This is a genomic window from Vibrio scophthalmi, from assembly GCF_040869025.1.
GTDB classification, from domain to species: domain Bacteria; phylum Pseudomonadota; class Gammaproteobacteria; order Enterobacterales; family Vibrionaceae; genus Vibrio; species Vibrio scophthalmi.
This window is the reverse complement of the sequence record NZ_CP134272.1, coordinates 224,479-248,775: the sequence shown is the minus strand read 5'-3', so window position 1 is coordinate 248,775 and position 24,297 is coordinate 224,479. Positions and strand designations below refer to the sequence as shown.

At 44.9% G+C, this 24,297-nt stretch carries 19 protein-coding genes and 1 pseudogene; 12 read left to right on the top strand and 8 right to left on the bottom strand.

Annotation, left to right across the window (positions count from 1 at the left end):
- Window positions 1-17 precede the first annotated feature (17 nt).
- The 4 genes from RJD38_RS16015 (at window position 18) to RJD38_RS16000 (ending at window position 6,349) form a co-directional block, all read left to right on the top strand.
- Window positions 18-1,583, top strand: coding sequence for a DEAD/DEAH box helicase (locus RJD38_RS16015; RefSeq protein ID WP_065546557.1), 1,566 nt, complete (start codon window positions 18-20; stop codon window positions 1,581-1,583).
- Between the two features lie 861 nt (window positions 1,584-2,444).
- Window positions 2,445-3,965: a putative glutamine/gamma-aminobutyrate antiporter GadC gene (gene gadC, locus RJD38_RS16010; RefSeq protein ID WP_081467399.1), complete on the top strand. Its 1,521-nt coding sequence runs from the start codon at window positions 2,445-2,447 to the stop codon at window positions 3,963-3,965.
- A gap of 14 nt (window positions 3,966-3,979) precedes the next feature.
- Window positions 3,980-4,939, top strand: a complete 960-nt coding sequence (gene glsA, locus RJD38_RS16005; protein WP_005599760.1) for a glutaminase A — start codon at window positions 3,980-3,982, stop codon at window positions 4,937-4,939.
- A 15-nt stretch (window positions 4,940-4,954) separates the two neighbouring features.
- Window positions 4,955-6,349 carry a glutamate decarboxylase gene (locus tag RJD38_RS16000; protein WP_005599761.1) on the top strand — a complete coding sequence of 465 codons (1,395 nt, stop codon included), beginning with the start codon at window positions 4,955-4,957 and terminating at the stop codon, window positions 6,347-6,349.
- A gap of 104 nt (window positions 6,350-6,453) precedes the next feature.
- Here RJD38_RS16000 and RJD38_RS15995 read toward each other — a convergent pair whose 3' ends face one another.
- Entirely contained in the window at window positions 6,454-7,485 is a 1,032-nt protein-coding gene (locus tag RJD38_RS15995) for an IS630 family transposase (RefSeq protein ID WP_175422461.1), read from the bottom strand.
- A 76-nt stretch (window positions 7,486-7,561) separates the two neighbouring features.
- Between RJD38_RS15995 and RJD38_RS15990 the strand changes: the two genes are divergently transcribed.
- From RJD38_RS15990 to RJD38_RS15980, 3 genes are all read left to right on the top strand, one after another.
- Window positions 7,562-8,176 carry a trimeric intracellular cation channel family protein gene (locus tag RJD38_RS15990; RefSeq protein WP_065546556.1) on the top strand — a complete coding sequence of 205 codons (615 nt, stop codon included), beginning with the start codon at window positions 7,562-7,564 and terminating at the stop codon, window positions 8,174-8,176.
- Window positions 8,177-8,504: 328 nt separating this feature from the next.
- Entirely contained in the window at window positions 8,505-9,047 is a 543-nt protein-coding gene (locus tag RJD38_RS15985) for a DinB family protein (RefSeq protein WP_065546555.1), read from the top strand.
- A 41-nt stretch (window positions 9,048-9,088) separates the two neighbouring features.
- Complete coding sequence (locus tag RJD38_RS15980) at window positions 9,089-9,307, top strand: DUF6500 family protein (protein ID WP_005599766.1); 219 nt, start codon at window positions 9,089-9,091, stop codon at window positions 9,305-9,307.
- Between the two features lie 32 nt (window positions 9,308-9,339).
- Here the strand turns inward: RJD38_RS15980 and RJD38_RS15975 are convergent, their stop codons facing one another.
- The gene (locus RJD38_RS15975) at window positions 9,340-10,260 is read right to left on the bottom strand and encodes a DMT family transporter (RefSeq protein WP_065546554.1); all 921 of its coding nucleotides are present in this window, start codon (window positions 10,258-10,260) and stop codon (window positions 9,340-9,342) included.
- A 236-nt stretch (window positions 10,261-10,496) separates the two neighbouring features.
- Between RJD38_RS15975 and RJD38_RS15970 the strand changes: the two genes are divergently transcribed.
- The 4 genes from RJD38_RS15970 (at window position 10,497) to RJD38_RS15955 (ending at window position 15,425) form a co-directional block, all read left to right on the top strand.
- On the top strand, window positions 10,497-11,081 hold the full coding sequence (locus tag RJD38_RS15970; protein WP_005599771.1) for a YbhB/YbcL family Raf kinase inhibitor-like protein: 585 nt from the start codon (window positions 10,497-10,499) through the stop codon (window positions 11,079-11,081).
- 299 nt (window positions 11,082-11,380) lie between these two features.
- On the top strand, window positions 11,381-14,122 hold the full coding sequence (locus tag RJD38_RS15965) for a DUF2339 domain-containing protein (protein WP_065546553.1): 2,742 nt from the start codon (window positions 11,381-11,383) through the stop codon (window positions 14,120-14,122).
- 202 nt (window positions 14,123-14,324) lie between these two features.
- A complete protein-coding gene (locus RJD38_RS15960) occupies window positions 14,325-14,765 on the top strand; it encodes a hypothetical protein (RefSeq protein WP_065546552.1) in 441 nt (146 codons plus the stop codon).
- Between the two features lie 342 nt (window positions 14,766-15,107).
- Window positions 15,108-15,425, top strand: a complete 318-nt coding sequence (locus RJD38_RS15955) for a cation diffusion facilitator family transporter (protein ID WP_065546551.1) — start codon at window positions 15,108-15,110, stop codon at window positions 15,423-15,425.
- Between the two features lie 103 nt (window positions 15,426-15,528).
- Here RJD38_RS15955 and RJD38_RS15950 read toward each other — a convergent pair whose 3' ends face one another.
- The 4 genes from RJD38_RS15950 to RJD38_RS15935 all read right to left on the bottom strand — a co-directional run bounded on the left by RJD38_RS15950 (window position 15,529) and on the right by RJD38_RS15935 (window position 20,975).
- Complete coding sequence (locus tag RJD38_RS15950) at window positions 15,529-16,866, bottom strand: serine dehydratase subunit alpha family protein (RefSeq protein ID WP_005599782.1); 1,338 nt, start codon at window positions 16,864-16,866, stop codon at window positions 15,529-15,531.
- Window positions 16,867-17,180: 314 nt separating this feature from the next.
- The gene (locus tag RJD38_RS15945; protein ID WP_065546550.1) at window positions 17,181-19,124 is read right to left on the bottom strand and encodes a diguanylate cyclase domain-containing protein; all 1,944 of its coding nucleotides are present in this window, start codon (window positions 19,122-19,124) and stop codon (window positions 17,181-17,183) included.
- A 2-nt stretch (window positions 19,125-19,126) separates the two neighbouring features.
- The gene (locus tag RJD38_RS15940; protein ID WP_005599787.1) at window positions 19,127-19,660 is read right to left on the bottom strand and encodes a YfiR family protein; all 534 of its coding nucleotides are present in this window, start codon (window positions 19,658-19,660) and stop codon (window positions 19,127-19,129) included.
- Between the two features lie 13 nt (window positions 19,661-19,673).
- Entirely contained in the window at window positions 19,674-20,975 is a 1,302-nt protein-coding gene (locus tag RJD38_RS15935; protein WP_231893175.1) for a TonB-dependent receptor plug domain-containing protein, read from the bottom strand.
- Window positions 20,976-21,180: 205 nt separating this feature from the next.
- On the opposite strand from RJD38_RS15935, the gene RJD38_RS15930 reads away from it, so the two are divergent.
- Window positions 21,181-22,389, top strand: coding sequence for an IS4 family transposase (locus RJD38_RS15930; protein WP_032073033.1), 1,209 nt, complete (start codon window positions 21,181-21,183; stop codon window positions 22,387-22,389).
- Between the two features lie 8 nt (window positions 22,390-22,397).
- Here RJD38_RS15930 and RJD38_RS15925 read toward each other — a convergent pair.
- Together RJD38_RS15925 and RJD38_RS15920 are read right to left on the bottom strand one after the other, a co-directional pair.
- Window positions 22,398-23,147 (bottom strand): annotated as a pseudogene (locus RJD38_RS15925) (TonB-dependent receptor plug domain-containing protein); the annotation flags it as partial.
- 182 nt (window positions 23,148-23,329) lie between these two features.
- Window positions 23,330-24,199, bottom strand: coding sequence for an AraC family transcriptional regulator (locus RJD38_RS15920; RefSeq protein WP_065546833.1), 870 nt, complete (start codon window positions 24,197-24,199; stop codon window positions 23,330-23,332).
- Between the last annotated feature and the right edge of the window lie 98 nt (window positions 24,200-24,297).

Below are 24,297 nucleotides of genomic sequence, written 5' to 3'. Positions count from 1 at the left end.
TATTGAGAATCAAATTTATGGGTTTTACCTCGCTCGCTCTTTCTGCTCCAATCCTTAAAGCTATTCAAGAGCAAGGATATGATACGCCGTCGCCAATTCAGGCTCAGGCTATCCCTGCAGTTCTTGAAGGACAAGATGTCATGGCAGCAGCCCAGACGGGTACCGGTAAAACAGCTGGCTTTACGCTTCCAATCCTTGAACTACTAAGTAAAGGTCAAAAAGCGAAGAGCAACCATGTTCGTGCTTTGATTTTAACGCCGACTCGTGAGCTTGCAGCGCAGATCCAAGAGAACGTGCACAACTACAGCCGTTACCTCGATCTAAATTCTACCGTGGTATTTGGCGGCGTAAAAATTAACCCACAAATGATGCAACTGCGTAAAGGCAGCGACATCTTGGTGGCAACTCCGGGTCGTCTACTTGATCTTTTCAACCAGAAAGCGGTGAACTTTTCACAGCTTGAAGTCTTAGTCTTAGATGAGGCTGACCGCATGTTGGATATGGGTTTCTTCCGCGACATCAGCAAAATCCTAAACTTGCTACCGAAAAAGCGTCAAAACCTACTGTTCTCAGCGACGTTCTCACCAGAGATCCGCGATCTTGCAAAAGGTTTGGTAAACAACCCAGTCGAAATCTCAGTTGCACCGGCTAACTCAACCGCAGAAAAAGTAGAGCAGTGTATCTACCCAGCGGATAAAGGTAAGAAGCCAGCGATGCTATTGAAGTTGATTACCGATGGTAATTGGCGCCAAGTATTGGTTTTTAGCCGCACTAAACATGGCGCAAACCGTCTTGCACATTACCTAAATGAGCAAGGTGTGACTGCGGCACCAATCCATGGCAATAAGAGCCAAGGTGCGCGTACTCGTGCATTGGCTGATTTTAAATCTGGTGATGTGCGCGTATTAGTTGCAACCGACATTGCTGCGCGTGGTATTGATATTCCTCAGTTGCCACAAGTCGTGAACTTCGATCTACCGAACGTATCAGAAGACTACGTACACCGAATTGGTCGTACTGGACGTGCTGGCGAAGCGGGTAAAGCCGTATCATTAGTGTGTGCGGATGAAACCGATGAGCTATTTGGTATTGAGCGTCTAATTCAAACGCTACTACCACGCATGGAGTTGGAAGGCTTTAAACCAAGTAATCCACTGCCAGAATCACGTTTGGATACCCGCCCATTCAAAGCGAAGAAACCAAAGAAAGCGAAAAAGCCAAGAACAGGCCATGCTGATGGTCAACGCTCTGGTGATAACGCGCGTGGCAACAAGCCTGCAAGCAAAAATAAACGTCATTTTGGTCCTAAATCAGCGGATGGACAGAAAGCTCAAAATGGTAAGCCAAACACGGGTTCTAAGCCTGCGGGTAATGGTCAAAAGCCTGCGGTGAAATCAGGTGGTAATACTGGCAGCGGCAATACTGGCGGTGGTAATAACGCTAACCGCAACGGTAACGCCGGTGGCAATCGCAATGCGAACAATAGCGGTAATCGCTCGCGCTCTGGTAGTAACGCAAATAGTGCGGGCAAGCCACAGCAAAACCGCCGTCCTCGCCCTGCCGCAAATAGCAACCGTGGCTAATTAATGACAAGATAAAAAAGTCGCTAAATTAAAGGGAAAGCCAGTGATTCGTCACTGGCTTTTTTGTGTCTATACAATTTGAAAGCGTCTGATAAAGGAAATTAAAATTGGTCAAAAGGGGGATATTTAACTTTTATAGTATGGCAATCCTTAATTTGAGCGGTTATTTTTCGTGATCAAAGCAAAAAAAATTAAAAAAAATCAGTCTGAAAAATGACCGTTTTTGACGGTTTTTCCATTGATCTTACAGTGTTTTTCTCTTTCGCCGTAAATGTAACTAAATGTAAGTGCTGCTGTGTGTTTGATGTACTCTAATCAGTATCAGGTGAGTTGCCATTTCAGCCTCTAGGCTAAGTCAGTTATAGCTTTGTCATTCAAATATCAACTAAATGAGACGCAAATCACGCTTGCTTGTCGGTGTAAATCATTACTTTTAAGGTCTAAATAACAAAATTCATACTACTTATTTAAAAGTTATCAATAAGTCGTATTGGATTGGGTTGGAATGGCTTATCAAGTTAAGTGATAAATCATTGCTTACATCTATATTTGGCGACTTACTCACTAAAATGATGCATTTCTGTCTGTTACGCGATAAATGCTGTGCTACAGCAATTATATTGCGCTTTACATAGGCAGATAAAAAATGATTCCTTTCTCATGTCGCACGTTGTTTCACAACCTCTATCTACGCAATATTAAATTGTCCGTTCTGGAATATTCAGTCTAGTCTCATAGTGGTACTTTGCGGGCATTGGGTTTCTCCTGTCTCCATATAATCCCGAGCAATCATGTGGTTATATGCCTACTCGCAGTACCTGACCTGTCTAAACTAAACATGATGAATATGAGGTTGGTAACATGGCAAAAACGGACACTATCAAAAAAGGGGGCATAGGAATATTTGCCCTCGCCATGCTGAATATTGTTGCTGTGGTGAGTTTAAGAGGCCTTCCAGCAGAAGCTGAATATGGCCTTAGTTCGATTTTTTACTATATATTTGCTGCGATAGTTTTTCTTATTCCCGTTTCACTGGTTGCCGCTGAGCTGGCGACGGGGTGGTCGGAAAAAGGCGGTATCTTTCGTTGGGTTGGTGAGGCATTTGGTCCTCGCTTAGCACTAGTTGCGATGTTCATGCTATGGATTGAAGTTACGGTGTGGTTCCCAACCGCATTAACCTTTGGTTCAGTCTCGCTTGCGTTTGTTGGTCCTGATCAATCGTGGGACCAAGCATTAGCACAAAATAAGTTCTTTGTTCTTGGCATTGTGCTCGCCATTTATTGGATTGCGACCTTCATTGCTCTGCGTGGCACTGATGCATTTGCAAAAGTAGCCAAATGGGGCGGCTTAATCGGTACCGTTATTCCAGGTATCGTGCTTATTGTATTAGGTTTCTCTTACCTATTCTTCTCAGGTAAACCACCTCAAATCGAGCTCTCTTGGAGTGAAGTGATTCCTGATTTCTCCAACTTTAATAATGTTGTGCTGGCCGCGAGTATTTTCTTGTTCTACGCCGGTATGGAAATGAACGCACTGCACGTTAAAGAGGTAGACAACGCAGCTCGTAATTATCCTCTAGCCATAATGATTGCGGCCATTGGTACTGTTAGCGTGTTTGTTCTCGGAACGTTGGCGATTGCCTTTGTTATTCCACAACAAGACATCAGCTTAACGCAAAGCTTGCTCGTTGCTTATGATGAAATGTTTGCATGGGCAGGGATTAGTTGGGCATCACCGATTATGGCAAGCTGTTTAGCGCTTGGCGTATTGGCGATGGTTGTTGGTTGGGTTGCAGGTCCTTCATCGGGTTTATTGGTTGTGGCGAAAGGTGGGTATCTTCCTCGTTTTTGGCAACAAACTAACGAGCATGGCATGGCAACACACATCATGATGGCGCAAGCGTTACTCGTTACCATGATTTCAACCGTCTTTGTTGTATTACCTTCGGTTCAAGCGGCTTATCAGATCTTAAGTCAGTTAACGGTTGTGCTTTACCTCATCATGTACCTATTGATGTTTGCGGCGGCTATTCACCTACGTTACAGCCAGCCTAACCGTCCTCGTCCTTATCGTATCCCTGGTGGCAACATTGGCATGTGGCTAGTGGCTGGCCTTGGTTTCATTGGTTCATTGATTGCATTTGTCTTCTCGTTTATCCCACCAAGTCAAATCTCGGTAGGTAGCCCAGAAGCTTATATCGGTATTCTTGTTGCACTAACGGTTATTTTTGTTGCGGTACCATTTGTAATTTACCGCGCACGTAAACCGCACTGGCGTGACCCTGCAGTGACAGACTTTGCACCGTTCACGTGGGAAATTGAAGATATGCACCCAGGTGTCATCAACACTTCAGACAAAGTTACGCATACATTGAATTCGTAAGGTAGGGTTTTGTAATGTCACAACGTGATACCTCTAAATCTAACGACGAGCTTGCTGCAGTTATGCAGCAAGCATTGGAAAACAGCGTGAATAACCATGATGGTGAAAATGCTTCATACATTCCGTTCTTAGCGTCAGTTCCTTCACAATTAGCGGGCCTAGCCTTTGTCTCTGTTAAAGGTGAGGTCATTCAGCTGCAAGATGCGGAGTACCCATTTGCGATTGAATCAATTTCGAAAGTGATGACTCTAGGGCTAGTGTTAGAACAATCTGGCGCCGATGAGTTACATAGCAAAATTGGTGCAGAGCCGACGGGTATGCCATTTAATTCGGTGTTGGCGTTGGAGCTTCATCAAGGTAAACCGCTTACACCGTTAGTCAACGCCGGTGCTATCGCTACCGTGAGTATGGTTAAAGCGATGGATGCAGAAGATCGTTGGCAGCAAATTCTGGCCTTCCAGTCTGCGCTTGCCAATAGTCAGATTGTGCTCTCTGATGAAGTAAACCAGTCAGAGCAAACCACCAATACCCATAACCGTGCCATCGCATTGTTACTTGAATCAGCAGGCTGTATTTATTCTGATTCGATGCAAGCCTGTGATGTGTATACCCGCCAATGTTCAACTTTGTTTAATACGGTTGAGCTGGCGACGGTTGGCGCAACGCTCGCAAATGGTGGTAAAAATCCATGCTCTGGTAAACAACTTATTCAACCAGAAAATATCCCGCATATTTTGGCCGAAATGGCGATGGAGGGGCTTTATGACACCTCTGGTGACTGGGCGTATGACGTTGGTTTGCCGGGTAAAAGTGGTGTCGGTGGCGGTTTAGTCGCGGTTATCCCAAATGTCGGAGCTCTAGCAGCATTCTCCCCACGCTTAGACCAATTCGGTAATAGCGTACGTGGCCAACAAATGATCAAACAAATCGCTCAAACTATGGGTTGGAATTTGTTCAGTAGTCAGCAACATTAAGGTAGGAAGAAAAATATGGCACTTCATAATGTAAATCCAAACAATGACCCAATTTTTGGCTCGGAAGATATCCATAGAGTTGCGGCTGCGAAAAAGCTTCCACAGCAAGAACAATCACCAACTGTCATCTACCAGATGATCCGTGATGAGCTTTACCTTGATGGTAATGCGCGTCAAAACCTGGCGACTTTCTGCCAAACATGGGAAGAAGATGAAGTTCATAAGTTGATGGATCTCTCCATCGATAAGAACATGATCGATAAAGATGAATACCCACAATCGGCAGAAATTGAAGGCCGTTGTGTGCACATGCTAGCCGATCTCTGGAATGCACCGGATGCAGTGACAACCGTCGGTACCTCAACCACAGGTTCGAGTGAAGCATGTATGCTGGGTGGTTTGGCTGCGCTATGGCGTTGGCGCGATCGACGTCGTGCACAAGGTTTATCAACAGACAAACCGAATATGGTGTGCGGCCCTGTACAAGTGTGTTGGGAAAAATTTGCACGCTACTGGGATGTAGAAATTCGCCAAATGGACATGGAAGAGCACCACTACTTCATGCAGCCAGAAGATATGCTGAATATGGTGGATGAAAACACCATTATGGTGGTACCAACATTCGGTCAAACCTTTACGGGTCTATACGAAACCGTCAAACCTCTTGCAGATGCATTAGATGGTTACGAGCGTGAGACAGGTATTTCAATCGATATCCACGTTGATGGCGCGAGTGGCGCTATGCTAGCTCCATTCTGTGCGCCTGACATTGATGCATGGGATTTCCGTCTAGAGCGTGTGAAATCAATCAGTACTTCTGGTCATAAATTCGGTTTGTCACCAGTGGGCGTTGGCTGGATCATTTGGCGTAGCAGTGAAGACCTACCAGAAGGCTTGGTGTTCCACGTTAACTACCTTGGTGGTGACATGCCGACTTTCGCGTTGAACTTCTCTCGCCCTGCGGGTCAGATTATTGCTCAGTACTACAACTTCCTTCGTTTAGGCTTTGAAGGATACCAACGTATTCACTCAGCAAGCTACGATGTGTGTGAGTACCTAGTTCAAGAACTAAATAAATTCGATCTATTTGAGTTCTTATTCGATGGTAACCGCGAGAAAGGTATTCCAGCTATCGCATGGCGCTTAAAACCAGGTGTGAAAGTGGATTACACACTTTACGATCTAGCGGATCGTCTACGCACTCGTGGTTGGTTGGTGCCAGCTTACAGCTTGCCTGCAAATATTGAGACAATGGTCGTGCAACGTATCTTAGCAAAACAGGGTCTAACTATTGATTTAGCGAACCTACTGATTGCAGATTTCAAACGCTCAATCGAGTTCCTAGAGAAAAATGGTTCAACCAATTGTACTGCGGAAGATTCAAGTTCATTTGATCATAGTGGTCACTAAGCCCGAACTGCCGTCTATACGGTATAAGGTGCAATACTAAAATAAAGGCCGATTGTGTATGCAGTTGGCCTTTATTGGTTTTATGTCTAGCCAGTTATACCGAATCAACTTGAAGATGCAGGCTTGAGAACCTGAAAATTATCATTAATTCGAGATGCCAAAGAGCCTGCGATCTCTGGAAGTGTCACAGTAAAAAATTGGTCTATTGCCGCCTTGAAGTCCCGTTTACTTTTGAAGTAAACGTTGTTCCTCGACTTCTCATTCATTACTTTCCAAAGCCGCTCTATTGGGTTGAGGTTTGGGCTGTAAGGTGGAAGATAATGCAGCTCAATATTAAGGACAAATGCCGCATCTCTGACCAAGTCACTACGGTGATATCCCGCACCATCTAAGATGATATGAAGCTTATGAGCTAACGGATAACTCTCTCTTAACTTACAGAAAAAACGAACTATCGTTTCACTGTTAATGCTCTCATAATCATCAACAATAGTAGCTCCGATATCTGACAGGTTCAGTGCGCCAAGAATGTTCAATCGACAGCGATTTCCCGTTGTTTCAATCACTTTATCTTGACCAGTTCGTATCCAGCCATGAGATATTTTTGTTGATAGGGTTGGGTGAACAGCATCGATAAAGACTATCGATTCATCCTCGCCACAACTTGCCTTTAGCGCTTCGTAAGCATCAATGAAAGCTTGTTGTTTTGCTTCATCAAACTTATGTGGAACGCCTTTCGGTTGCTTGTAGCTAAAACCGTTATGGTGAAGCCATTTGTTCATACCAGAGACAGTGTAATCAAGTCCAAAAGTCTCTTTAACGTAGGCGACAATTTGATGAGTATGAGGATAGGTTTTCTCAGTCAAATGCTCGATTAGGTGCATGGTTTGAGTTGCAGAAAGCTTGCTTTGACTTCCGCCATTTTCAGGCTTAAGTTTTTCAGAAAGAACGTAGTCGCTAAGGTGACGTGCAACGGTGGATTCATGAATCCGAAGAGCTTGTGAAATCATAGTCTGATTCCAGCCTTCAGAAGCCAGCAAAACAGCCTTAATACGGTCGCAAACTCGACTATCACGTTCAATATCGTGCATTTGTTCGAGTTGCAGTTTCTGTTGAGGAGTCAGTGTAATTTTCATGGTTCGTAGCATGATCCTGATTCTAAAGAAAATCAAGCATCTTCAATGATCACAGGTATATAAGAGTCTGAATCGTATGTTTGTCCATATTACTGAAATTATCTGCATCTGCGCCTTTGCACTCAGTGCGGTGCTCAGTGAAGCCAATAAAGGTAAAGATATTATTAGTGTATTAGTGCTTGGCTTAGTGACAGCGTTGGGTGGCGGGACAGTTAGGGATGTCATTTTGTCTACCGAGCAAGTTTTTTGGATTCAATATCCGGACTATTTTTGGGCGGCTATTATCAGCTCACTGGTCGGTTTTTTTATTGCTGCGGAATTGAGAAAGCTTAAAGCGGAACGACTTATTTTAGTCTTGGATGCGATTGGTATTTCAATCTTTTCGATCTTGGTTGTCAAAAAGATGGTTCATCAAGATTATGCGGCTTATGTAGCCATTACAATGGGGGTGATTACCGCCGTCTTTGGCGGTGTTGTTCGTGATGTGATCGTTAACCGCCCAACCATGTTCAACAACACTGAATTTTACGCTACCCCGGTTATTATAGGTTGTACGGCGTTTGTCGGCTTCTCGCACCTAGATATGAATGCTGATGTGAACACCATCCTCTGCATTGCCTTTATCGTCATATTTAGGATTTATATCGTGGTGACTAAGAAAAGCTTCCCAAGCTACCTACTGCTTAAATAGCCAAAGTGGCAGAACGACTCCTCTTCTTTTGTATATAAACCAGATTTCTGCCAGCGCAGGAGTTTCTCGTTCAAGGCCATTCATATAATTACCTGCGAAAATGCGAGCTTTGTTGAATTAAAGACCATCGCCAATTATCGGTGCTTTTTAGCGCCAATGACCCATGCTAGTTTCCACCTGAAGTGCGAGGAATGAATTTGAATTGCGTGACAGTGTCGCTTTAATATGGGGTGCGTGTGCTTCCATTTGCTCGTAAGGTGGCGTTATATCTGTGGTAAATGATTCGCAGTTTAATATGGCCTTAGATCTTGAAAAGAAAGGAACCTCTATGTCGCCAGTACAACACTACTTACTCTTTGCTGAATATAACCAGCGAATGAATGGGCAACTGTATCAAACGATAGAACCGTTATCGACCGAAACTATCAATCAAGATCGAGGGCTGTTTTTTCAATCGATTCTCGGCACTCTGAACCACCTTTTGGTCGGTGATCTTATTTGGTTACGCAGATTTGGTCATTTTTCAGAACGTTACGTCTCACTCGCGTCGCTGGTGAGTTGGCCAGTGCCAACGTCTCTAAGTGATATCCTCTATCGAGATTTTTCTGAGTTAAAACAAGCAAGAGAAAGCCTTGATAGATTGATTGTTGAGTGGCTAACGAATGAGGTTTATAGCGAGGATTTCATCCACAAATTGGTGTATGCCAACACGGCTGGTGTGGTCAGTGAACGGAATTTTGGCGCGTTAATCAGCCATCTTTTTAATCATCAAACTCACCATCGAGGTCAGTTAAGCACGGTACTCAGCCAATTAGGAGTCGATGTCGGCACAACGGATTTCTTATTGGAGATCCCAGACGATAGAATTTAGTGTCGACGTTAATGTTTTAACCAATATGCATAAGGAGAGGTATGCGTCATTCGTTACGAGATAAGATTATTCAGGTCTGCAATAAAAAAATCGCCCAGAAGGGCGACAATGTTGGCGTGTCGTTTTATGCCTTCTTCGCCAATAAAAACGATGACCCTCAATTGTTGATGGAAGCGGCCACATGGTGGATACACACGCACCAGCTTGATCATTTTGAGAAAGCGCACAAAATCATTGCGATGATTGAAGCGGGTAAATGAGCACAGTTGATTTTTGAGTGACATCAGACGGCTTAACACTTGGTCTTGAGTAACCGCCATAAACGCCCATCAATAGCTGATAAGCCTAGTGCGATCAATGCCATGCCAACGAAATGGATGGTTTGCAGTGTTTCATTTAAAAATAGCGAACCCAATAAAATAGCCGAAACAGGCACCAATAGTGTTACAAGTAATACGTTGGTCGCGCCAGAGCGTTCCAATATTTTGAAATAGAGGATATAGGCTACGGCGGTTGAAATGATCGCAAGCCCTACGATTGCTCCCCAAATATTGCTGCTAACGTTGGCGATGTTTGGCACCCCTTCGACAACAAAGGTGATCGGCAATAGCACTAACGTGGAGGCTGTTACTTGCCCTGCCGCCGTTAAAATGGGATTGATGCCAAACCCTTTGAATCTACGGCCGTATACCCCCGCAAAAGAGTAAGAGAGCGCAGCACCGATGATGGCCAGTTGAGGTAGCACGTTGCTGACATCAGAACTGGCTGGCACGCCAATCATGACCACCACACCAACAAAGCCGAGTGCCACTCCGAGACATTTTAATGGTGTGATCCGTTCGTCTGGTAACAATATACCTGCAACGACGACGGCGAAAATAGGCGTCGCCGCGTTTAAGATAGAAGCTAATCCCGAAGCTATTTGAGTTTGCCCCCACACAATCAGTGCAAAGGGAATCACATTGTTGAGTAACCCCATACCAAGAAAGGAACGCCAAACTTTAGGACCAGAAGGAAGACGGATACCACTCACCAAGACCACCAACCACAGCGTAATAGCGGCAAGGCCAACTCTTAGTGTCACGATGGTTAGCGGAGGCAGTTCTTGGACAGCGACGCCGACAAAGAAAAATGAGCCACCCCAAAGCAGAGAAAGACCGAGCAGCATCGCCCATACGCGCGCGTTCATTGAGGTATCGATGGTGGTCGTCATAACATTCGCTTCAGTAATAGAGATTGAACTAAAAGCATATTCGTTGAGGGTGAAATAACCAATTACGGTTTGATAAAGTGTTATCTCACCAGCTTTATTTGCTAGCGGTTCGCCATTTTTTTACTGATATTTTATTGATGATGATGCGATTATCGTCAACCGATCCTACGCTTAGTGCTGTTAATTGATTGAATTGTTATTTGAGCAGTAGTTTCGCTCGTAGCTGAGGAAAGCAGATGAACATGATAAAAAAATTGTCGACGGTTTCACTGTTGATGACTATTCCGTTGTTTGGTGTCAGTAACGTATTGGCGGCTGATTCTGGCGACACCATGACACTAACCAGCCCTACCGTGACGAACGGAGAATCACTCACTAAAGCCCAAGTATTTAATAGCTGGGGGTGTACAGGTGAAGATATTTCACCCAAATTAACTTGGTCAAATATTCCTGAAGGTGCAAAGAGTTTTGCGGTGACCATGTATGATCCTGATGCGCCTACGGGTAGTGGTTGGTGGCATTGGATGGTGATTAATATCCCTGCGAAGGTGCATATGCTTGAGGCTCATGCTGGTAACGTTAGCAATGAGTTCTTACCGGCAGGAGCGTCTCAAGTCACCAATGATTTTGGTGTCAAAGCATTTGGTGGCGCTTGCCCACCAGAAGGTGCGCAGCCACATAATTACACCATTACCGTTTATGCATTAGATGTGGAGCATATCGACCTGCCTGCCAATGCGATGCCTGCTTATGGTGGCTATTTGATTCATCAACACGCCATTGCAGAAGGAAAACTTGTTGCTCCATCTTCTCTACGTTAACTCTGTACTTGTAAGAGCGTTAGCGAAGTATTTTGGCGAGTTGATTTGCTCAACCACAAGTGTTGAATAATAAGAAAGGTAAACCAGCGGTTGGTGATGGAAATCAACCGCTGGTTTATTTTTTCAGCTGAGTGTTTTGCACTTTTTGTTGCCTAAAACGAAAGGGAGTACATCGGACGTCATAAAATTATGTCGTTCATTTCATATATTTTTCAGGCATTTTTCGCCACACTGTCACCATTAAGAGCAATGCCTCGTCAAAAAGAGAGCTTGTTTGTCTGCAGCAGAGAGGCGTATAAATGGAACTTCTAGTGGTTGTGCTGGGGCTTGCCGTCATAGCGACCCCCATCATTGCTTTGGTGGCTTTTCTTAAGGTGCAATCCCTTGAGCGGCAAGTATCGATATTGACGCAAAAAGTCGCTGAGTTACGTTCTGTTGGGGTGAACTCGTCATCGAGTGAGGTTCATCATGAGAATAGTGCGTCAAACACGATGCATGACATCGCGGCGGAGCCTTCTAACACTAAGTCGCAGACTCAAACTGACGATAAACCGTCAATAGCTCAAGCGACTACTCATTCTCACTTAGAACAGCCCCAATCAGACTATTCTTCTATTGCGAATGAACCGCTAATTGTGGTGAATCCAGATAGCGGATTGCCATTACCCCCAACTAAGCTAAAGCCGCGTTCCCCACAAACGAAAGTAAATACTTCCGATGTTGTTACGCAATTATTTGACCGCTGGCTGGCACATGTAAAAGAAAATTGGCTGGTTTGGGTCGGTGGCGTAGCGATGGTGATCGGTGTGGCGTATTTGATTGAAACGGTCGGAACTAACTTCACTATTCCATTATTTGCTCGCGTTCTGATTGCGATCCTTCTTTCTTGTTCAATGATTGGTCTTGGTGAGTGGTTACACCGAAAAATTACCGCCATTGATGGTGAATTTCTCCACCAAAAGGCTGATGCCTATATCCCTGCGGCGGTGTATGGCGCGGGAATGAGTGGGCTTTATGGCACTGTGATATTCTCTGCGGTGATCCATGCGTTTCTTCCTCCGGCGCTCGCGCTTGGGTTAATGGCGATATTAGCAGCAGCAGCGCTTGCATTAACGCAGCGGTTAGGGCCTCTCATGGCCGTACTGGGTTTATTTGGTGGTTATACGGCACCAATATGGATTGGCGGTACTGAGCCGAATTTCATTTTGCTTTCTTGTTATATCACGAGCATTTCGATTGCGGGGATGTGGGTTCAGCAGCTTACGCGTATCCCATGGCTTACCTACGGAATTATTGCGTTACACAGCTTATGGTTATTCGCAATTGCCTATGCGCTTCCGCAAGCGGATTTGTTGCTGTGGTTTGTACTGTTTGTGCCAGTTTCATGTTACTTGTTGGTGTTTGTACCACAACTGGGTTGGTCACTGGGCTTCCAATGTCATTACCGTACCCGTCCGCCATTTTTTAATGCGACGATTCCCGCGGCGATTCTTGCTACTCTCAGCGCGTTTTTACTTGATAAGACGCCTGTGTTGGGCTGGTGGTCTTTAATTTATTTTGTATTGCCAGTACTACTGTTGATATTCCCTGCCTGTCGTCGAGGCCGAGCGCCAAGGTCGTTCGCTTGGGTCAATGTGGTTGCAGCGCTGAGTATTATCGTAACGGCTTTGATGCTCATGGAATCTCAGCCAGACATCATAGTGGGCATATTGGTTGTTAGTGGTGAGTTAATTTTGTTGCTACTGCTGAGAACCATTATGCAATACGAGCGAGGTGATAAATCCAGAGTGAGTGGTTGGCAGGCGGTGATTTTAGCTCCGCTGCTTGTCGTGTTGTCGCTATTCTATATTGACCATTATCAACCTGAATATCGCTTAACGACGACCTTCTTTGCGGTGGTGTTCATGCTACTGTTGGCTTGGCTAGCGATTAAGTTTGTCGCCCTTAGAGCTAATTTGTCGGTGGCGATACACGCTTTATTGCTGACCATCGGTATTATTTACAGCGCAGGCGGTGAGTTAACACTGTTTATTGCCGCGCAAATGTTGTTGATGGCGATGCAGGTTCAACGCAATTGGCTAGCGCCAAATCTAGCAGCTTTTAAGGCATTGGGCAGTTTGCTTGTGGTGCGCTTGTCACTATTGCCATTTTTTCCTGAACTACAAACATTGGCGACTCCGCAATGGAGTTGGTTATTGCTAACGATAGTGCCAAGTGTGTTAGTTTTTGCTTGGATTCGCCACATGTTGCGTCAGCGCCAACATGGTATTGCCGAATGGTTTGATGCCGCAATGCTTCACTTATTGGTGATATTAATTTTCGCTCAAACCAATTACCTGCTGCTTGGTTATTTCAACTTCCTTTATCAATTTGAATTTGAAAATATCGCCATCTTTGCTGGCCAGAGTTTAGCGTTGATGGGCGTGTATCAGTTCAAAGCGTACCATAGCCAGTCTTTGCACTTTTTCTATCGCTGTTACAGTCTGCTCTTGTTAGCGGTGGCTGTTCTATGTGCCGTGATCCTAAATACGGTATTTCAGCCTTTCACTAGCCTTTATGTACTTGGTAGTGATTGGCCAGTGTTGAATTGGCTCAGTGTTGGTTGGCTGGTGCCTGCGCTGATTCTTGTGGTGATTGCGCGTTTGCAACTGTATCCAAATCGAACTCGTGAAGTATTTGGCGCCGCTGCGACGCTTATGCTGCTGTGGGTGATGTACAGCATTCGTCAGTTCTGGCAGCAAGGGCCTTTGACGCTCGATATGCCAACCAGTATGGCGGAGCTATTTAGCTACTCAGTGGCGCTGATTTTGCTTGGTGTCGCGATAACCTATTATGCGTTACAGCACGAGCAGCGTATTTTACAGAGCATCGGTTTTGCCATGTTAGGTGTCGCGGCGTGTAAAGTCTTCTTATGGGATGCTGCGGCACTTGAAGGGTTATGGCGAGCCATCAGCTTTATGGGGCTTGGCGGTTGTTTGATCGGCTTAGGATGGCTATTTCAGCGCTTACAGATCAAAACGGCCGAAAGAGAAAAGCTCTGATTTGAATGTCATCGAACGTTGGGAAAAGGCCTGTGATTATTCATGGGTCTTTTTATTGAGTTAACGGGAGATCTTCCTCTTATTTCAAAGCATTAACTTTGTGACCTGTCGCAATGAGTTACGGATCCTTTCTCATTAGAATGACGACCTTTCCGGCTGCGCAGGATATGCGCACCCAATATAACGATTGTGAGAGGCGACAATGCGCTGTTTTAATCATCATGAAGTGGATGCCGTGTGTTCTTGTAAGTCTTGCTTAATCTTTTTGTGCCCTGAATGTGCCATAAAAATTGAATATGGTTATGTGTGTTCAGAAAGTTGCCGAGAGAATATCGAGGCTATTGAGCAACACCATCAAATTGTGTTGCAAGAGCACAAAAATATTGATCGAGCGAATGAGATAGTAATGCGTGCGATGCTGGCTAGGAAGAAGAATTATAGCCACTTTATAGGCTTTTATATTTTGATGGCTTTAGTGACGTTAGCATCAGGTATTGATCGTGCGGATTACAGTTATTCGGTCACGTTTATTGCGATATTTGTCATTTTAATCTGTTATTGCGCAGTCAGAATTCGTTCTCTTAATGTGAATATGGACGAGTTGCTCGATGACGCCAAAAACAGAAAAAGTGTTGGTGAGTGAGTAAACGATTTAAAATATTGTTAGATAAGCCATTAGAAACTGCTGGGTAATGACTTCTGAGTATATCGACAAAATTGTCTCAGAGAGCAGTCTTTATGGCTGGTTTTTTATCGATAATTTTCTGCTTTGATTTATTTAAACGAGTTTATGCAGGGGGTACGCCTGTCTCGCGATGATTTCAACACTCATTAATGGGTATTATCTTTGGTTGATTCGTCATTGGCGACGGGCTAGGAGAGGAGTAAGTTCAAGTTACACAAGAACGAGTTTGGTGGTGGTTGTCTCTTAAATTTTCCCCGAACTTGCTTCATTACTCCCCCCTCGATTAAGGATGTAATTATTATGAGTAATATAAAAGAACAACAAGCTAATCAAGCGATTCATGGTAAACAACATGGTGCAGAATTTAATCATGAAAAAATGGATCGTCGTTATGGTAGCGACGTAGAGCATAAACATAATAAAGATCATCACCAAGTTCGTGAGCATGAGAAAAGTCACCCACACATTCAACATGGTGGTGAGCCTGAAGGGCACAAACATCCTCAGCAAACTCACCAAGACCGTCATGAGCATGATGAACACCGCCATCATAAAACCAAGCAACATGACCATAAAGAGCATTCACGTGAACATCATAAAACCGCTCATAATATGTAGGCTTTAAACGTTGACGTTAATGCGCTTATTTATCGGATCTCAAAACGCAAAAGAGTTGCCCTTTTCGACAACTCTTTGTGATTTTATTTAATCTTATCTGTCGCTATTTCTGCACCATGATCTCAAGTATTTGCACGTCAGTTTGTGTCATCGCGCCATTGGCTAGCGCTGACATATTGCGGATTGTGGCATCTACGTCTGTATCGACAATACCTTCTGCTCCTGAGACGCGAATGCCATCGAGCGCCATCATCGCGGCTTTAATGGCCGCACTTGCAGATGACGACACCTTCATCGCGCAGCTTGTTTTTGCCCCATCACAGATGATGCCGGTGATATCGCCAATCATGTTACAGATCGCGGAGCTGATGTGAGTAAATTGTCCACCGAGTAGCCATGTCATCCCTGCTACCGCCCCCATTGAGGCAGTGGTTGCACCACAAAGTGCAGAGAGCTTATTTTGGTGGCTCTTGATATAGATCGCCATTAAATGGGAGAGCATTAAAGCGCGGATCATGGTCTCACGATCGACTTTTAAATGTTCTGCCACAACCACGACCGGCATGGTAGCCGCAATCCCTTGATTCCCTGATCCAGAGTTGCTCATCGCCGGCTTCATTGCACCATCCATACGGGCATCAGAGGCTGCCGCAGTTCGGCGCATAATGTCGGTGAGCAAGTCTTGGCTAAGTAAGCCGCGATCAATGTTACGTTGGAATGTGGCACCAATTTGCAAGCCGTAGTTTCCGGTTAAACCTTCGACGGAGAGGGCGTTATTCAGCAAGTAAGCTTGTTCAATAAAAGCAATATCTTGCAGCTCTGCATGAGTGGCAAACTCAAAAATGTCGATAGCGTTAGCATCGGCAAAGGGGTGGTCTTGCGTGGTTTGAGCATTGCTTTGCTCTAGGGGTGACTCAGCACGATAAATAATTTGATCGTTTTCCGTAATCTCAACGACTTGCGTATGTGTGTCAGCAATAGTGACGGAAGTAGAATATTGCTCAAGAGTGACGGTTACTTGTGCATAGAGAATGTGGGAAGTTGTGGCAACACCGACAGACACGCGTTGTTCATCAAGCAGTACTTTTGCGCGACTGACATCATCGCTTGAGATGTTCTTTAACACTTCTAAACCGGCATCTGCATCTCCTGCGAGAGCGCCTACCGCAGCGGCGATTGGCAGGCCAACCATCCCGGTTCCCGGCACGCCCACGCCCATGCCATTTTTCATCAGATTCGGTGAAACTAGGACATCAATACGAAGATCTTGGTGTGGTAAGCTCTGAACTGAATCGCTTGAGTTAAGGTTGTGCATTGCCGCAAGGCGACGTATTGCAATTGCAGCGCCAAGTGCGACAGAGACTGGCTCAGTACACCCCAGTGCCGGCACGACTTCTTTTTTTACGACATTGATAAAACCATTCCACAAATGTTCTTTCACGTTATCCACTCACTATAGTGTGCTATCAGCTTGTTATTTAGCGCTGATGAGCTTATTCGTCTGGGCATAAACCCTTGGTTATTATGTGGTTTAATATAGCGCTGGCGTGAGGAAAAAGGTTTGCTTTATTGATTATAAAGCGCGGCACTTAGAGAAAAATATTCTACTAATATCGGTTTTATAGTGCAGACTTTCTCAATGCGTGGTTTGTGATTGCAAGGCGATGTTTTCATCGAATAAAAAATTCCCGCCGGGGCGGGAATCTTGAGTACCAAGCTATCGCAACCGCAGACAAAATGGCTGCGAACCAGAGTTTATGCGGATTGTCCTACCTCAGTTTCATTGCTTCGAGCATGGATATGATCTAAGCAGTAGAACTGATTTTTGCCTTGGCGTTTAGCGATGTACATTGCTTCATCCGCCTCGGTGATTTTTTGGTCTAGGCTAGTCGTGTCAGTGGCTGGCCAGTAGCTGATACCTAAACTTGCTGTCACTTGGCATGCGACACCATCAATCATAAACGGGGTTGAGAGCTTCTCTACCACTCGGTTGAAAATAGAGGGTGAAGAGCACATGCCGTTAATTCCCAACAAGAACTCATCACCCGCAAGGCGAGAGACGATGTCTTCTTGTGCAAGACAACTGGTGAGTCGTTTACCTACCATACAAAGTAATTGGTCACCGACGGCGTGTCCGTGTTCGTCGTTGATGGCTTTAAAGCCATCTAGATCGATGAAACACACCATTTGCGACTCACCATTGTTGTGTGACTCTTGCAAGCGGTGAACGGCATTAGCGCGGTTTGCTAGGCCAGTAAGTTGGTCATGGTTAGCAACATAGTTGAGTCGTTTCAGCTCCAGTTCGACACTTTGATCGATGAGCGTGAATACCAATGCTTCTACTTTGCCTTTGGCATTACGCAGGCTGCGCACCGTAAGTTGGCAGGGTAACCAATCAGTCTTACAGCGTACTTTTGTCTCTAATGACAAACGACCGTTTTTAAGCAGCGTTTTCAGTTGTTTAAGGTTGTTAAATTTGTTGTCAAAAGCCAAGTCGTATAGTGAATCTAACGGCCCAAACCATTGATGGCTTTGTTGGTTTTGCATTTCAACTTTAAAATTACGAGACACCACTAATACGGCATCTTGGTTTTGTTCAAACATCAGCTCAACCAGTTTACGGCGATGCTCTGCAAGATGGCGCGCAGTAATATCTTCCAGTTGTAGCAATACGTGCTTATTTTCGTCCATCGGATGGCAACTAACCTGGTAGTGACGTTGAGTTTGAATTGCCCGCATTTCGATGGCATGCAGTGGCTGTTGATTGTCGATAGCCGCTAATACTTCTTCAATGGCGCTGCGTGGCTCAAAATAACGCTCCAACACACAACGAGTATTATTGACATGCTCGATGTATTTTAGCTCTTTTGCGGCTGCAGGATTGTGATAAGTGATGGTGTTCCCCGGAGAAACCACCATGATGCCACGTTTCATGACATCAAGTGCACGATAGATGTAGCGGTTTTTTTGCTCAACGCTATCCAGTGCTGAATGCAATTGGAATTCACGCTCGCGCAGGCTGCTGACCATTTCGTTAAAACAAGTCGTGAGTTTGCCCAGTTCATCGTCATGCAGCACCGGAAGCTCTTTTTTCAGCACCCCATCGCGGGTCATTTTTTCCATTGAATGGTGTAAAGCACTCAGCGGCGTGATGATTAAACGATGCAGTGACCGGGCAAATAACCATGCCAAAACGGATAAAGAGAATGTAATGATCAGCAATGAGGTCCACAGTTTGTTTGCCATTGCCTTGAGGTACTCGAGCGATACCCAAACTTTTAGTGTACCTAGCTGCTCTCCGCCTAACGAGATTGGTGTCGTGTGCACTTCAAACTCTTTGCTTTGGCATTGCACAACCCCATTGTTCCACGCACAGCCACGAGGTATGCGTTGAATGTCGATAAATCCTTGGTGCTCACTGTTAAGAACTTGAGCGGCGATGATATCGGGATCAAAGGTCAGGTTGTTCAGTTGCTCTTGTGCAGATAAAGAGTCATCAAAGGTCAGCGCCGCTGGCAAGGTATTTGCCACCGCTTGGGTGAGCACGCTGATACGATGATCGAGATTCACTTTTTGCGAACTGACGTTAAATTGAATGGCGAGCGCACCGATGCCGCCAATAATAAAGGTCACCATTAACCATGTTGGTAAGATCATTTTGTAGCGTAGCGGGAGACCTGCCATTAATGTCGTAATCATGGTTATGCCTCGCTCGCTAAGATGGCGACACTGAGTAACTGTGCGCGCAACTTGATCTGGCTAGGCTCAATATTTTCACGAGAAATCATTGGTTTGATGCGATTGTTTACTTTCACAAATGCAATCATGCCACCACATTGAATAAAGGCTTTATTGGTACCGACCAAAAGTGCGTGTGGGTAATCAAGTTTGAGTTGAGCGACGGCTTGCTCATCCGCTTTATCGACATAGAGTATGTGACAAATCGAGCTGTCAGAGTGCTCACCAATATTATCGTAAGTTGCTAACTCTGGTTTGCTCAACACGATATCTTGTAGGCGCAGGGCGACATCTGATTCTTCGGTTACGCAAAACTCCAATGGCCGACTCGGCACGCCAGTTTCTTGCCAATCAGACAGCAGCGCAAAGCGGTACAGATAGACCGCCATCAGATCTTCATCGCTGTATTTAGCACTAGCACTAGTGGTGAACAACAGCAGCCCCAACATCAAGCTGGTGCAACTGCTGCTCATATAGCGGAAAAAACGTTGCATCATAGGCTTAGATTACTCATATCTCTTGTGCAACGGCCCATTCGACCGTTACCCAATATTGTGTGCCGTTTTGGAATGGCCCCATACTTTCAGCAAACTCAACGTCTTGATCGGCGCCGACCCCTTCAACAGTGGCGGTGATTCTTGGTGAGTATTGGTTGTACTTCCAGCTTAGAGATAAATCAAGATTCACGACTTCCGGCCATGCGTAGCGTTCGTCATCGGTATAGTCTTGATGTAACTGTGATTCACCGACATATTGCAGCGTCGCATTGGCCCACCATTGTTCATTAATATCCCACATAATTTGGGCATTAATGAAGTGGTTCGGTTCGTTTTCTAAACTGCGTTTTGGCGAGTTACTTGATTTACAAATCGATCCCGAGCAGTGGCCAATAATTCGTTTGTATGTGTAGTTAGTGTTGATTTGCAGTTGCTCAGTTGGCTGCCATTTTATCGCCAGTTCGCCACCATAGGTTTCACTCCATAGTGGGTCTACATATTGAGATTGATAAGTTTCAATGACGGTCCCCACCGTTCCTGAAGATGATCCTCCGGGAATGACGACTTGTGTCGGTGGCAATCCAATACGAGCACGAATATGGTCATGCTGGCTATAATAACCACTGAGGCTTATTTGTAATTGGTTTTCATCCCAAAAGCGATAACCGAGTTCCCAAGTTTCGACAGTTTCTACTCGTAGATTTTCATTGCCTAAATCTGATGATGAATAGTAATAATCGTAGCGATTGCCATCACTAAACAGAGCATCTTCGATTAAAGTATTACGTCTGAACGTCGTTTCACGCTCTAAGCGTGATGGCGTAATAATAGCCTTTCCCCAACCCGCCCATAAGCGTTGTTGATCGGAAAGAGCATAACTGAAACGCACTTGTGGCTGAGCATGAACCTCATCAGTAATATTGTTGTATTGCCAACGGTTGCCTAGCGTGAAGGTGGCCTCGTCAGAGACGGGAATGGCCCAGTTACTATAGATACCATAGCTTTGATTGAAAAATTCAGGCTCATCGGTGATTCGCAGGTATGGCATGGTATAGAAATCAATTGCATCATAGGTGCCAAGTTCTTCGTTAATTAAGCGAATATTACCACCTAATGTTAACTGCGTACCCCAAAGGTCATCCCATACCATACGGCTATCAATATCGGCACGGAAAAAGTTAGCATTACGATGGGTGCTGTCGTTAGCACTGTAGGTTAGCCAGATGTCATTTTCTAATCGTTGATCGGCAGACATTTCATAAATATGTTGGACCCCGGCAAAATACTCTTCCATCGTCATTTCTGTTTCATACATGTGAATACCAGAATTGTTTGGAACAAAAATGTGTGGATTGTAGTTAGCCCATAAATAATCTTCGCGCGAACGAATACCGCCCGCTTGAATACTTAACGCTGAGGAATCCCCTAATGATTTTGATAAAAATCATAAATTTAAGGTAGATGCACATCTTGTCATGTGATCAAATGGTTCTGAGAAAAATCAATAACCAGACAACAAGATGTGCGAACTCGATATTTTACACGACTCTCTTTACCAATTCTGCCCTGAATTGCACTTAAAACGACTCAACAGTTTAACGCTGGCTTGCCACGCATTACTTGAATGTAAAACGCTCACTCTTACCGAACTTGGTCGTAACCTGCCAACGAAAGCCAGAACAAAACATAACATCAAACGAATCGACAGATTGTTAGGTAATCGTCACTTGCACAAAGAGCGACTCGCTGTATACCGTTGGCATGCCAGCTTTATCTGTTCAGGTAATTCGATGCCCATTGTTCTTGTTGACTGGTCTGATATTCGTGAGCAAAAACGGCTTATGGTATTGCGGGCTTCGGTGGCACTACATGGTCGTTCTATTACTCTTTATGAGAAAGCCTTTCCGCTTTCAGAGCAATGTTCAAAGAAGGCTCATGACCAATTTCTAGCCGACCTTGCAAGCATTCTACCGAGTAACACTACACCGCTCATTGTCAGTGATGCTGGCTTTAAAGTGCCATGGTATAAATCCGTTGAAAAGCTAGGTTGGTACTGGTTAAGTCGAGTCAGAGGGAAAGTGCAATATGCAGATTTAGGTGCGGAAAACTGGCAACCTATCAGCAACTTACATAGCATATCCTCAAGTCGCTCAAAGACTTTAGGCTATAAGAGGTTGACTAAGAGCAACCCAATTTCATGTCAAATTGCACTGTATAAATCACGTCCTAAAGGCCGAAAAAATCAGCGTTCGACACGGACTAATTGTCATCATCCGTCACCTAAAATCTACTCCGCTTCGACAAAAGAACCATGGGTTTTAGCGACTAACTTGCCCGTTGAAATCCGAACACCAAAGCAACTTGTTAGGCTCTACTCGAAGCGTATGCAAATTGAAGAAACCTTCCGAGACTTGAAAAGCCCAGCCTACGGTTTAGGCCTCCGTCATAGCCGAACTAGCAGCTCAGAGCGCTTTGATATCATGCTGCTAATCGCCCTAATGCTTCAACTGACATTTTGGCTTGCTGGAGTTCATGGTCAGAAACAAGGTTGGGATAAGCACTTCCAAGCTAACACTGTCAAAAATCGAAATGTACTCTCAACAGTGCGCTTAGGGATGGAAGTTTTGCGGCATTCTGGCTACACAATAACGAGGGAAGACTTGCTCGCGGCTGCAACCCTGCTTGCTCAAAATCTATTCAAACATGGTTGTGCTTTGGGGAAATTATGAGGGGATCCCTCAGTACTTAACGTCTGTGAAAGCTTTTGATAATCGTAGCGACCACCGAAGCGTTCGGTATAAACGGTAAAATGGTTGTTTGGTTGAACTCGCTCTTCATCACTAGTCCAAGGTGGATGTTCAACAAACTCAAAATAACCACTGAGGTGTGCGTAGTCACTCACCTGTCCAGCGTGGCGCATTTGGTACTCACTGTAACCCCAGTTGCCGGTTTTTACGGTCAGTTGTGCCTCTAGTGCATTTTCGGCATCAAGTGTAATAATGTTAATTACCCCTGCTGCCGCATTTCCACCCCATGTCGTCCCTACTGGGCCAAGAACAATTTCAATTTGCTCAATATTGTCAATGCTGACTGGAATAAGGTCCCAGTCTACGCCTGAAAACATTGGGTTAAAGACGCTGCGGCCATCAACCATAACTAACATGGTATTACTCATGACTTTATTATTACCACGAGCACTAATGCCCCAGTCATAGTTTGAGTATTTGGCGATATGCAACCCGGGCGCTAAGCCGAGAGCATCGGCGACAGAGCGCGCACCCGAGCGATTAATTTCTTTGGCGGTAATCACATAAACCGCAGCTGGCGTATCCGCTAGGCTTTGTGAGGTGCGAGTGGCTGAGGTGACTTTTGTTTCCGCTAGGGAAGTCAGTGACATGTTAAGCAGGTCATCAAGCGAATCAACGGCGAATGCTGGAAGAGTACATAACAATGACGCGAGTAGGGGCGTTATTTTTATTATATGCATGGTAAACGTTTGCCTAGCAGCGGTTTTTTTATAGTTCTAGCTATTAACCGCATGGGGTAGGGTTATATTTTGGGGGAATGTATCACTAAATGAGAATTTATGCAGTGATATAGGATACTAATTGCTTTAAATATAATGATGGTTTCGATTGAATTCATTTATCGCGTTTTTAATGTCTGTTATTAAAAGAAACCAATCGGCAAAAAAAAGTCTAACTCGAAGTGTTCGCTATCGTTGAGAAAGTGATTTTGATGGTAGTGCACATAGGCGGGTGTAGAGTGCAATTTAAACCCTGAATTAGGCAGCCACTTTTCGAGGATCAGGCTGATCTGCGGCAGTAGTTCGCCATAGTTTCCTTCCAACCTAAAGACGGCATGTAAGCCTCCGGGTATCACCATTTGATTGACTACGCCGCGAACTGCGACGGGTTTGTCGATCGTCATGCAGGCCACATAACGTGATTGGTTGAGTTCGACCCAGGCTGGATTGGAATGATGCAAGCCAAATTGTTCGGTTACTTTGCGCCCCTCTGAGTTTGCCCATGCGTTGAGAATCAGCCATGCCTGCCGAATGGAGCGGTTATAACCGACGTGTCTAACATAGGCGACATTTCGTGAGGGTACGTTAAGGATTTTGGCTTGCGGTATCGGACGCTGAGCAATGAGGCGATAGCCGGCGGCGATTTCTGGATCTTTTAAATAGGGTTTCGCTGAAGTTTGAAAATCGTGCTGTCGCCATTGTCCGGGTGCCATATGAAAGGTGGTTTTAAATGCACGGCTAAATGATGAAAGCGAACTAAAGCCACATTTGTTTGCAATATCAATCACAGGTGATTTGGTGTCGAACATCAACTGGTTTGCAGCATATTCCATCCGTGTGCGGCGAATATATTGATGTAGTGATTCTCCCACGACTTGTTTGAAGATACGGTGAAAATGTTGTTCGGAGTAGGCCGCGATTTTGGCTAACTCTCGGCCGGCCAATTCTTGACTAATATCTTGATGGATATAAAAAAGAACATCATTGATTCGAGATACGTGCTGCTGGTTCACCGTTAAAATTCGCATAAATGGACATAACAGAGAGCATAAATGGACAAATCAATTCGCGCAACACGCAGTACTATCAATAAACACAACAAATTGTACAT